This is a genomic window from Streptomyces sp. NPDC048514 (genome assembly GCF_043199955.1).
Classification (GTDB): domain Bacteria; phylum Actinomycetota; class Actinomycetes; order Streptomycetales; family Streptomycetaceae; genus Streptomyces.
Genome location: NZ_JBICWT010000001.1, coordinates 572,584 through 584,087 on the forward strand (window position 1 = coordinate 572,584; position 11,504 = coordinate 584,087).

8 protein-coding genes are annotated in these 11,504 nt (G+C 73.3%); 6 read left to right on the forward strand and 2 right to left on the reverse strand.

The features are described 5' to 3' along the window. Nucleotides 1–6: 6 nt before the first annotated feature. Both ACGFT2_RS02480 and ACGFT2_RS02485 read left to right on the forward strand, forming a co-directional pair. Complete coding sequence (locus tag ACGFT2_RS02480) at nt 7–906, forward strand: oxygenase MpaB family protein (RefSeq protein ID WP_393272675.1); 900 nt, start codon at nt 7–9, stop codon at nt 904–906. A 269-nt stretch (nt 907–1,175) separates the two neighbouring features. Continuing rightward, entirely contained in the window at nt 1,176–2,738 is a 1,563-nt protein-coding gene (locus tag ACGFT2_RS02485) for a phytoene desaturase family protein (protein WP_393272677.1), read from the forward strand. A gap of 43 nt (nt 2,739–2,781) precedes the next feature. Here ACGFT2_RS02485 and ACGFT2_RS02490 read toward each other — a convergent pair whose 3' ends face one another. Next, a complete protein-coding gene (locus ACGFT2_RS02490; protein WP_393272679.1) occupies nt 2,782–4,638 on the reverse strand; it encodes a serine hydrolase in 1,857 nt (618 codons plus the stop codon). Between the two features lie 164 nt (nt 4,639–4,802). On the opposite strand from ACGFT2_RS02490, the gene ACGFT2_RS02495 reads away from it, so the two are divergent. Genes ACGFT2_RS02495 through ACGFT2_RS02505 form a run of 3 tightly spaced genes read left to right on the forward strand, consistent with a single transcriptional unit; the run spans nt 4,803 to nt 9,037 of the window. Beyond that, nucleotides 4,803–5,930 carry an NAD(P)H-dependent flavin oxidoreductase gene (locus ACGFT2_RS02495; RefSeq protein ID WP_393272681.1) on the forward strand — a complete coding sequence of 376 codons (1,128 nt, stop codon included), beginning with the start codon at nt 4,803–4,805 and terminating at the stop codon, nt 5,928–5,930. Further along, nucleotides 5,927–7,477 (forward strand): acyl-CoA synthetase, encoded by a 1,551-nt coding sequence (locus ACGFT2_RS02500; RefSeq protein WP_393272682.1) that lies wholly within the window; start codon nt 5,927–5,929, stop codon nt 7,475–7,477. Before ACGFT2_RS02495 ends, ACGFT2_RS02500 begins: the two co-directional genes overlap by 4 nt. A 54-nt stretch (nt 7,478–7,531) precedes the next feature. Beyond that, nucleotides 7,532–9,037 (forward strand): acyl-CoA synthetase, encoded by a 1,506-nt coding sequence (locus ACGFT2_RS02505; RefSeq protein ID WP_393272683.1) that lies wholly within the window; start codon nt 7,532–7,534, stop codon nt 9,035–9,037. A gap of 56 nt (nt 9,038–9,093) precedes the next feature. Here ACGFT2_RS02505 and paaK read toward each other — a convergent pair whose 3' ends face one another. After that, nucleotides 9,094–10,389, reverse strand: coding sequence for a phenylacetate--CoA ligase PaaK (gene paaK, locus ACGFT2_RS02510; RefSeq protein WP_393272685.1), 1,296 nt, complete (start codon nt 10,387–10,389; stop codon nt 9,094–9,096). A gap of 215 nt (nt 10,390–10,604) precedes the next feature. Here paaK and ACGFT2_RS02515 point away from each other — a divergent pair, with 215 nt between their 5' ends. Continuing rightward, a complete protein-coding gene (locus tag ACGFT2_RS02515) occupies nt 10,605–11,462 on the forward strand; it encodes an alpha/beta fold hydrolase (RefSeq protein WP_393272686.1) in 858 nt (285 codons plus the stop codon). Nucleotides 11,463–11,504 lie beyond the last annotated feature (42 nt).

Genomic DNA, 11,504 nt, shown 5'->3' on the forward strand with positions numbered 1-11,504 from the left:
TCGGGCATGGGCGATCCCGGGCTGTTCACGCCGAACTCCGTGACCTGGCAGATGCACGGCGACCCCATGATGTGGGTCGCCGGAGTCCGCGCGCTCTACCTCCAGGCCCTGCACCCGCGTGCGGTCCGCGGCGTCATGCAGAACTCCGACTTCCGCCGTGACGCCTGGGGCCGGCTGATGCGCACCGCGAACTTCGTCGGCACGACGACGTACGGCACGACCGAGGCCGCCGAACGTGCCGGCGCCCGCGTACGCAAGATCCACAGCATGCTGACGGCGACCGACCCGGACACCGGCGAGCGGTACGGCGTGGGCGAGCCGGAGCTGCTGCTGTGGGTGCACTGCGCGGAGATCGACTCCTATCTGCAGGTGCTGCGCCGCTCCGGCTTCCCGCTCGGTGACGCCCAGGCCGACCGGTACATCGCCGAACACCGGGTCAGTGCCCGGCTGGTCGGCCTCGATCCCGGGACGGTGCCGGGCGACCGGGCGGAACTCGCCGGGTACTTCGAGCGGGTCCGGCCCGAACTGGCCGCGGGACCCGAGGCGCACGAGGTGGACGACTTCCTGCTCCGGCCGCCGGTCCACCCCCTGCTCGTGCCGGCCCGCGAGGTGCTGTGGCGGCACGTGGCGCACCTGGCGTACGCGGCCCTGCCGCCGTACGCACACCGGTTGTACGGCAGACCCGCCCCGCCGCCCGCCGTCGTCACCCGCAGACTGCGGGCCACGGGTGCCCTGCTGCGTCGCGTCCCCGCGCGCGTGCGCTGGCAGCTCCCGCCCCAGCACATCCTGCGCGCCATGGCGAGGCTCGGACCGGAGGCGCGCCCCGCGCCGCACGGGACCGGACGCCAGGCCACCGCCCCGGACGGCCGGGGCACCACGGACGACCACGACCGGTCCGCGGGCTGAGCCCGAGTGGTCCGATGACGCCCCCGGGCTGACTACGCTCGGCCGAAGCCGTCCGCCGGTGTCCCGCCGTGTACGACCTCCGCCTGTGCCGAGCCCCACCCACGCCGTTCCCTGCCCGGCCGGCACCCGCCGCGCTGATCCTGGCCCCGCCGTTCCCTGCCCGGCCGGCGCCCCCCGCGCCGGTCTCCGCCCGAGCCGACGCCCGCCGAGTCGATCTCCGCCCGGATCTGCCTCTGGTCTCGGCGGATCCGGGCGTGTTACGAAGAACCATGTCTGTCGACGAGGTAACCCGCGCGTACGACGCCGTCATCGTGGGGGGCGGCCACAACGGTCTGGTCGCCGCCGCCTACCTGGCCCGGTCCGGCCGTTCCGTGCTGGTGCTGGAACGGCTGGACCACACGGGCGGCGCCGCCGTCTCCACCCGGCCGTTCGCCGGCGTCGACGCCCGGCTGTCGCGCTACTCCTACCTCGTCAGCCTGCTCCCGCGGAAGATCGTGAGCGACCTCGGGCTGGACTTCCGCGTGCGCGGCCGCACCGTCTCCTCGTACACCCCCGCGGAGCGGGAGGGGCGGCCGACCGGACTTCTCGTCGGCGGTGGCGAGGAGCGGACCCGCGCGGCGTTCGCCCGGCTGACCGGCGGCGACGGCGAGTACGAGGCCTGGCGGCGTTTCTACGGCATGACCGGCCGGGTCGCCGAGCGCGTCTTCCCGACGCTCACCGAACCCCTGCCGACCCGCGGCGAACTGCGCCACCGCATCGACGACGAGACGGCCTGGCGGGCGCTGTTCGAGGAGCCGATCGGGGTCGCCGTCGAGGAGCGGTTCAGCGACGACCTGGTGCGGGGCGTCGTCCTCACCGACGCCCTGATCGGCACCTTCGCCGACGCCCACGACCCCGAGCTGGCCCAGAACCGCTGCTTCCTGTACCACGTCATCGGCGGCGGATCCGGTGCCTGGGACGTGCCCGTCGGCGGTATGGGCGCCCTCACCGACGCGCTGGCGGCGGCGGCGCGCTCGGCGGGCGCGGTCATCGCCACCGGCCATGAAGCGGTCCGCATCGACACCGACGGCCGCACCGCCGAGGTCGCCTACCGCACTGCCGACGGCGAGGGCACGGCCGTCGCCCGGCACGTCCTGGTCAACGCCTCCCCGCGCGAGCTGGCCGCCCTCACCGGGGATACCGCGCCCGAGGCCGCCGAGGGCGCCCAGCTCAAGGTCAACATGCTGCTCACCCGGCTCCCGAGGCTCCGCGACCCGGACGCCGACCCGCGGGAGGCCTTCGCCGGCACCTTCCACATCGCCGAGGGCTACCGCCAGCTGGCCACCGCCCACGCCCAGGCCGCAGCCGGCGAACTCCCCGCCGCACCGCCGTCGGAGATCTACTGCCACTCCCTGACGGACCCGACCATCCTCGGCCCCGAACTCGCCGAGCGCGGCTACCAGACGCTCACCCTCTTCGGTCTGCACACCCCGGCCCGGCTCTTCGACCGGGACAACGACGCCGTGCGCGAGGAGCTGCTGAAGTCCACCCTCGCCCAGCTGGACGCCCACCTCGCCGAACCGCTCGCCGACTGCCTGGCCACCGACGCCGACGGCCGCCCGTGCATCGAGGCGAAGACCCCGCTCGACCTCGAACGGGACCTGCGGCTGCCCGGCGGCAACATCTTCCACCGGGCCTTGTCGTGGCCGTACGCCGGGCCGGACACGGGCCGCTGGGGCGTGGAGACCCGGCACCCCAACGTCCTGCTGTGCGGCGCGGGCGCGGTACGCGGGGGAGGGGTGAGCGGGGTGCCGGGCCACAACGCGGCGATGGCGGTGCTGGAGCGGGACTGACCACCGCCCCGGTCTCCTCGGCCGGGGTCTCCTCAGGGTCTCCTCAGTCGGCCGAGGCCCGCCAGCCCGCCGCCGCGATGCGCGCCCTGTCCGCCGGGCGCGCCCCGTCGAACAGCACACGGCCGCCCGCCTCGACGCGCAGGGCGTCGACGTAGACGCCCCGGCCGGTGTACAGCCCGTCGGTGGTGTACCGCCAGCGCAGGGCCGGCCTGCCGTCGGCCGGCAGCGGCGCGGTCACCCGGTGCCAGACGCGGCCCGACCAGCCCGTGACGGTGCCCGACGGGTGGTCCCGGGTGCCCTCGCCGTGCCGGGAGGTGGTGAAGGGCACCGGGCGCCAGGTGGTGCCCCCGTCCGTGCTGGACTCCAGGACCAGTACGTCGCTGCGGGGCTCGGTGTCCCACCACAGCTCGCACCGCAGGCGGGCCCGGCCGGCGGAGACGTCCAGCGCGGGCAGGGCCAGCGTCGCGTCGGTGGCGCTCACCATGCCCGAGAACCAGGCCGTACGTCCCCGTGCCGGACGCACCGGTACCGCGCGGGCCAGGTTGTTCCCGGCGGCGACCCGCGGTGCGGAACCGGAGCGCCAGGTGCGCACCGGATGCACGGAGTTGCCGAGGACGACCAGGAAGGAGTCGGTCGTGGGATCGAGCACCAGCGAGGTGCCGGTGAAGCCCGTGTGGCCGGCCGTCCGCGGGGTGGCCAGCGCCCCCATGTACCAGTGCTGGTAGAGCTCGAAGCCCAGGCCGTGCTCGTCGCCCGGGAAGGCGGTGTTGAAGTCGGTGAACAGCGTCTCCACCGACTCCGGCCGCAGGATGCGGGTCCGGCCGTAGGAGCCGCCGTTGAGCAGTGTGCGGCCCAGCACCGCCAGGTCCCACGCGCAGGAGAACACCCCCGCGTGCCCGGCCACACCGCCGAGGCTGAAAGCGTTCTCGTCGTGCACCTCGCCCCACACCAGCCCGCGGTCGAGCCCGGACCACGGCCGGCGCGCGTCCTCGGTGGCCGCGATCCGCGGCTTCCAGGAGGCGGGCGGGTTGTAGCGGGTGCGGCCGAGGTCCAGCGGGCCGGTGATCTCGTCGTGGAGGAGGACGTCGAGGGGGCGGCCCGTGATCCGCTCCAGCACCAGCTGCAGGGAGATCAGGTTCAGGTCCGAATAGAGGTAGGCGGTGCCGGGCGGGGTGAGCGGCGCCTCACCGAAGACGAGCTGCAGCTTCGCCTCGCGCGTGGGTGCGTCGTACAGCGGGATCCAGGCACGGAACCCCGAGGTGTGGGTGAGGAGTTGACGGATCGTGACGTCCTGCTTGCCGGCGGCGCCGAACTCCGGGAGGTAGGCGGCGACCTTCCCCTCCAGTTCCAGGGTGCCCCGCTCCATCTGCTGCACGGCGAGGAGCGAGGTGAACAGTTTGGAGACGGAGGCGAGGTCGAAGACGGTGTCCCGGGTCATCGGGACCCGACGGTCGGGCGGGAACTCCACGCCCGTGTCGGTCACCTCGTCGTACGCGGAGTAGCGCACGGCCAGCCCGATCGGCTCGTGCAGGGCCACGGTGCCGCCGCGCCCGGCGAGCAGGACGGCGCCTGCGTACCAGGGGCGCCTCGGCGACGGGGCGAGGAACGCCTCGGCGTCCGTGACGAGTTGCCGCAGATGGGCCGCCAGCAGCCCGGCGCGCTCCGGCGTGCCGTGGCGCAGGGTGGGCCGCCCCGATCCGGCCCTCGCACGCGCCGGGCCCGCGGGCGGTGCGGCGCCCGGGCCCGTCGGCGGTGCGCCGACCGGGCCCGCGGGCAGTGCGGCGGCGGGCCCCGCGGGCAGTGCGGCGAGGGCCAGGGCGCCCCCCGACGCCAGCGAACCCGCCACGAGCCGGCGCCGCGTCGGCCCGCTCGCCCCTCCGCCTGCCAGTCCGTCGGCCATCGCGCGGTCTCCCGTCTGAAAGTAACTTCCGGGGCTTGCCCTGCACGGCGAAACTTTCCTGTCAGGCGGAGGGTGTGTCAACGGGGCACGTGACGTTCGACGAAATCTGACGGCCTATCAGAAAAGGACTTCCGTCGTTCGGGTGACTGCGGCATCCTGCGCCCATGCAGACGGAGCTGAGCAAGCGCCTGGGAGTCGAGCACGCCGTCTTCGGCTTCACCCCGTTCCCCGCCGTGGCCGCGGCCATCAGCCGGGCCGGCGGCTTCGGCGTGCTCGGCGCGGTCCGCTACACCGTCCCCGCCGACCTCGAACGCGACCTCGACTGGCTTGACGCGCACGCCGGGGGCCGCCCCTACGGCCTGGACGTGGTCATGCCGGCGAAGAAGGCCGGGGCCCCGGGGAACGGGACCCCGACCGAGGCGGACGTCGAGGCGATGATCCCCGCGGAACACCGGCGGTTCGTCCGGGACACCCTGGACAAGTTCGGCGTACCGGAGCTGGCCGAGGGCGAGGCGTCCGGATGGCGCATCACCGGCTGGCTGGAGCAGGTCGCCCGCACCCAGCTCGACGTCGCCTTCGACTACCCGATCCGGCTGCTCGCCAACGCCCTGGGCTCCCCGCCCGCCGACGTCGTCGCCCGCGCCCACGACCGGGGCGTGCTGGTGGCCGCTCTCGCGGGCAGCGCCCGGCACGCCCGCAAGCACCAGGAGGCGGGCCTCGACATCGTGGTGGCCCAGGGCTACGAGGCCGGCGGCCACACCGGCGAGATCGCCTCCATGGTGCTCACCCCCGAGGTCGTGGAGGCCCTCGACCCGCTGCCCGTCCTCGCCGCGGGCGGGATCGGCAGCGGCCGGCAGGTGGCGGCCGCCCTCGCCCTCGGCGCCCAAGGTGTGTGGCTGGGATCCATATGGCTGACCACCACAGAAGCCGATCTGCACTCGCCGGCCCTCACCCGCAAGCTGCTCGCCGCGGGCTCCGGCGACACGGTCCGCTCCCGCGCCCTGACCGGCAAGCCCGCACGCCAGCTCCGGACCGAGTGGACCGACGCCTGGGACGATCCGGCGGGACCCGGCACCCTGCCCATGCCGCTCCAGGGCCTGCTGGTCGCCGACGCGGTCTCCCGCATCCAGAAGTACGAGGTCGAACCCCTGCTCGGCACCCCCGTCGGCCAGATCGTCGGCCGGATGACCGGCGAACGCAGCGTCCAGGCCGTCTTCGACGACCTCACCCGCGGCTTCGAGGAAGCCGTGGACCGCATCAACCGCATCGCCGGAAGGAGCGGCCAGTCGTGAGCACACCCCCCGCCGGTTTCTGGGCACAGGCCGCCCAGGACCCCCACCGCACCGTCCTGATCGCCCCCGACGGGGAGGAATGGACCGCCGGGCGCCTGCACTCCGCCGCCAACCGGCTCGTACACGGGCTGCGCGCGGCCGGGCTGGAGCGCGGCGACGCCTTCGCCGTCGTCCTCCCCAACGGCGTCGAGTTCCTCACCGCCTACCTGGCCGCCAGTCAGGCGGGCCTCTACCTGGTCCCGGTCAACCACCACCTCGTCGGCCCGGAGATCGCCTGGATCGTCGCCGACTCCGGCGCCAAGGTGCTCATCGCGCACGAGCGGTACGCCGCCGCCGCACGCGCCGCGGCCGACGAGGCCGGCCTCCCGGCCACCCAGCGCTACGCGGTCGGCCCGGTCGACGGATTCCGGCCCTACGCCCGCCTCCTGGACGGACAGTCCGGGTCCGCGCCCGCAGGCCGCGAACTCGGCTGGGTCATGAACTACACCTCCGGTACGACCGGACGCCCGCGCGGCATCCGCCGCCCGCTGCCGGGCAGGGCCCCCGAAGAGGCCTACCTCGGCGGCTTCCTCGGCATCTTCGGCATCAGGCCGTTCGGCGACGGCGTCCACCTGGTCTGCTCGCCGCTCTACCACACGGCCGTGCTCCAGTTCGCCGGTGCCTCCCTGCACATCGGCCACAAACTGGTGCTGATGGACAAGTGGACACCCGAGGACATGCTCCGGCTCATCGACGGCCACCACTGCACGCACACCCATATGGTCCCCACCCAGTTCCACCGCCTGCTGGCCCTCCCGGACGAGGTGAAGGCGCGCTACGACGTCTCGTCCATGCGGCACGCCATCCACGGCGCGGCCCCCTGCCCGGACCATGTGAAACGCGCCATGATCGACTGGTGGGGGCACTGCGTGGAGGAGTACTACGCGGCCAGCGAGGGCGGCGGAGCCTTCGCCACCGCCGAGGACTGGCTGAAGAAGCCCGGCACCGTCGGCAAGGCCTGGCCCATCAGCGAACTCGCGGTCTTCGACGACGACGGCGAGCGGCTGCCGCCCGGCCGGCTCGGCACGGTCTACATGAAGATGAGCACCGGGGGCTTCGCCTACCACAAGGACGAGGACAAGACCCGCAGGAACCGTATCGGCGACTTCTTCACCGTCGGCGACCTCGGTCACCTCGACGAGGACGGCTACCTCTTCCTCCGCGACCGCAAGATCGACATGATCATCTCCGGTGGGGTCAACATCTACCCCGCGGAGATCGAGTCCGTGCTCCTGTCCCACCCGGCCGTCGCCGACGCCGCCGCCTTCGGCATCCCGCACGACGACTGGGGCGAGGAGGTCAGGGCCGTCGTCGAACCGGCCCCCGGCCACGAGCCGGGCCCCGCCCTCGCCGCCGCCCTCCTCGGCCACTGCGCCGAGCGGCTCGCCGGCTACAAACGGCCCAGGAGCATCGACTTCATCACCGAGATGCCCCGGGACCCCAACGGCAAGCTCTACAAGAGGCGGCTGCGCGAGCCCTTCTGGGAGGGGCGCACCCGGCAGGTGTGACAGCCCTCCCGGACGCTTGACCGGCACGTCCGCCGGGCCCCAGGATCGGCTGTCATGAAGCAGGCACACGGCAGCACCGTCGACGGGGTCCTGCGGCGCAGTGCCCGGCGCACACCGGCCCGCGTCGCTGTGGAGTACGGCGAGCGCGGATGGACGTACGAGGAACTCGACGACGCCGTCTCGCGGGCGGCCGCGGTGCTGCTCGGGGAGGGCCTCGCAGCCGGCGACCGGGTCGCCGCCTACGGTCACAACTCCGACGCCTACCTGATCGGGTTCCTCGCCTGCGCCCGCGCGGGCCTGGTCCACGTACCGGTCAACCAGAACCTCACGGGCGACGATCTGGCCTACCTCGTCGGTCAGTCGGGCAGCAAGCTGGTGCTCGCGGACCCGGACCTCGCCGACCGGCTCCCGCACGGCGTACGCGTACTGCCGCTGCGGAACTCGGAGGACTCACTCCTCGCCCGGCTGCCCGACGCGCCGTTCTTCGACGGGCCCGAACCGCGCACCGAGGACCTGGTGCAACTGCTGTACACCTCCGGCACGACCGCCCTGCCCAAGGGCGCGATGATGACCCACCGGGCACTGGTGCACGAGTACTTGAGCGCCATCACCGCGCTCGACCTGAGCGCCGGCGACCGGCCGGCGCACGCGCTGCCGCTGTACCACTCCGCGCAGATGCACGTGTTCCTGCTGCCCTACCTCGCGGTCGGCGCGACCAACGTCGTCCTGGACGCACCGGACGGGGACCGGCTCTTCGACCTCGTCGAAGCCGGCCGGGTGGACAGCCTGTTCGCGCCGCCGACGGTGTGGATCGGCCTGGCGAACCGGCCCGACTTCGCCACCCGCGACCTGAGCGGTCTGCGCAAGGCGTACTACGGCGCGTCCGTCATGCCGGTGCCCGTCCTGGAGCGGCTGCGCGCACGCCTGCCCGGCCTCGCCTTCTACAACTGCTTCGGCCAGAGCGAGATCGGCCCGCTGGCCACGGTGCTCGGCCCCGACGAACACGAGGGCCGGCTGGACTCCTGCGGCCGTACCGTGCTGTTCGTGGACGCCCGGGTCGTGGACGACAAGGGTGACGACGTCCCCGACGGCACACCGGGTGAAATCGTCTACCGCTCACCGCAGTTGTGCGAGGGCTACTGGGACCGGCCCGAGGAGACCGCGGAGGCGTTCCGGGACGGCTGGTTCCACTCGGGCGACCTCGCGGTGCGCGACGCCGAGGGCTACCTCACCGTCGTCGACCGGGTGAAGGACGTCATCAACTCCGGCGGCGTGCTGATCGCCTCCCGCCAGGTCGAGGACGCCCTGTACACGCACGAGGCCGTGGCCGAGGCCGCCGTCGTGGGTCTGCCCGACGAGCGGTGGATCGAGGTGGTCACGGCATTCGTCGTGCCGCGCGGAGAGGTGACGGAGGATCAGCTGATCGCCCACGTGAAGGAGAAGCTCACCGCGTTCAAGGCCCCCAAGCGGGTGCTGTTCGTGGACCGGCTGCCGCGCAACGCCAGCGGCAAGATCCTCAAGCGCGAGCTGCGGGACCGCTTCGGCGGCCGGCCGGACTGACCCGAAGCCTTGTCCCCACAGCCGGTCGGCGGGTGTCCCTCTCGGGGCCCGGGGGGCTACCGCGGGCGCAGGTCCACGATTCTGCGAATCTTGCCCACCGACCGCTCCAGCGACTCGGGCTCCACGATCTCCACGTCGACGGACACGCCGATGCCGCTCTTCACGGCCGCCACGATGGACCGGGCCGCCTCCGCCCGCACCTCGGGTGTCGCACCCGGGCGCGCCTCGGCCCGGACGGTCAGCGCGTCCAGGCGGCCCTGACGGGTCAGGCGCAGCTGGAAGTGCGGTGCCACACCGGGTGTGCGCAGCACGATCTCCTCGATCTGGGTGGGAAACAGGTTGACCCCGCGCAGGATCACCAGATCGTCGCTGCGGCCGGTGACCTTCTCCATCCGCCGGAACACCCGGGCCGTGCCGGGCAGCAGGCGGGTCAGGTCCCGGGTCCGGTACCGGACGATCGGCATGGCCTCCTTGGTCAGCGAGGTGAACACCAGCTCACCCCGCTCGCCCTCCGGCAGCACCTCGCCCGTGATCGGATCGACCACCTCCGGATAGAAGTGGTCCTCCCACACGGTCAGACCGTCCTTGGTCTCCACGCACTCCTGGGCCACGCCCGGACCGACCACCTCGGACAGGCCGTAGATGTCGACGGCGTCGATCGCGAACCGCTCCTCGATCTCACCGCGCATCTGCTCGGTCCAGGGCTCCGCACCGAAGACACCCACCCGCAGCGAGGTGCCGCGCGGGTCCACGCCCTGCCGTTCGAACTCGTCCAGCAGCGTGAGCATGTACGAGGGCGTCACCATGATCACGGCCGGTTCGAGATCCAGGATCAGCTGAACCTGCCGTGCCGTCATGCCACCGGAGACGGGGACGACCGTACAGCCCAGGCGCTCGGCACCATAGTGCGCACCCAGGCCTCCGGTGAACAGCCCATAGCCGTAGGCCACATGCACGATGTCCCCGGGGCGTCCGCCCGCCGCACGGATCGACCGCGCCATCATGTCGGCCCACATGGACAGATCATTGTCCGTGTAGCCGACCAGGGTGGGGCGTCCCGTGGTGCCGCTGGAGGCGTGCAACCTGCGGATCCGCTCCCGGGGCACGGCGAACATGCCGTACGGATAGTTCTCCCGCAGATCGGCCTTGGTCGTGAACGGGAAACGAGCCAGATCCGCGAGCGAACGGCAGTCCTCGGGGCGGACGCCGGCCTTGTCGAACGACTCACGGTAGAAGGGCACCCGGTCGTAGGCGTGCCGCAGCGAGGCGCGCAGCCGCTCCAGCTGGAGCGTACGCAGCTCCTCCGGCCCGAGCCGTTCGCCCGCATCGAGCAGCTCCCTCGCATCCGTCATGGAGACGTCTCCCTCGTACGACCGCACATTCCGGACGACCGATCATTCGGTCGATCTGTTCGGGCCAGTAATTCAGGCCACAGGCCCGCAGGCAAGAGCGTCGCCGCGATTTTCCGCGCGAGCTGCGCCGGAGAGCGGCCGCGGGAGCGGGACGGCCGCGCCCGTGGCCGGAGAACCGTTGCACACCGGCCGGGCCTGCGGCCATGATCACCTGTATGCCGACCTTCACCGCCGCCGACGGCACCCGGCTCGCCTACCACCTGCGGGGCGAGGGCGAGACGCTGGCCGTCCTGCCCGGTGGCCCGATGCGTGCCTCCGCCTATCTCGGGGACCTCGGCGGGCTGACCGCGCACCGCCGACTCGCCCTGCTCGATCTGCGGGGCACCGGTGACTCCGCGACGCCGGCGGACGCGGCGACCTACCGCTGCGACCGGATGGTCGAGGACGTGGAAGCGTGGCGCGCCCACCTGGGGCTCCGGCGGATGGATCTGCTCGCCCACTCGGCCGGCGCCGCCCTGGCGATGCTCTACGCGGCCCGCTACCCCCGGCGGACACGGCGGCTGGTGCTCGTCACCCCCAACCCGTCGGCCCTGGGCCTGCGGACGACCCCGCAGGACCGCTTGGCGGCGGCGGCGCTGCGCCAGGACGAACCGTGGTTCGCCGGCGCGTTCCCCGCCTTCCGGGCCTGGCTCGCGGGGGACGGCGGCTTCGACGACGCGTTCCTGCCCTTCTTCCACGGCCGCTGGGACGACACCGCCCGAGCGCACGCAGAGGCCGAGGTGGCGCAGACCAACGACGAGGCGGGCGCGCGGTACTTCGCCGACGGCGCCTTCACCCCGGACGCGACCCGCGCCGCCCTCGCCACCCTGAGCGCCCCCGTCCTCGTGCACGCGGGCGAAGTCGACGGCGGCCCACGGCCCGACCTCGCCCGCCGCGCCGCGCAGGTCTTCCCCGGCGCCGAGTTCGCCGTCCAGCCCGGCGCCGGACACTACCCGTGGCTGGACGACCCGCAGTGGTTCCTCGGCCGTACGCTCGCGTTCCTCGACAAGCCCGCGGACCCCGTTCAGCCGTAGGCGGATCCGGCCGCCCGGCAGCGGACCGCCCGACCGGCGTGC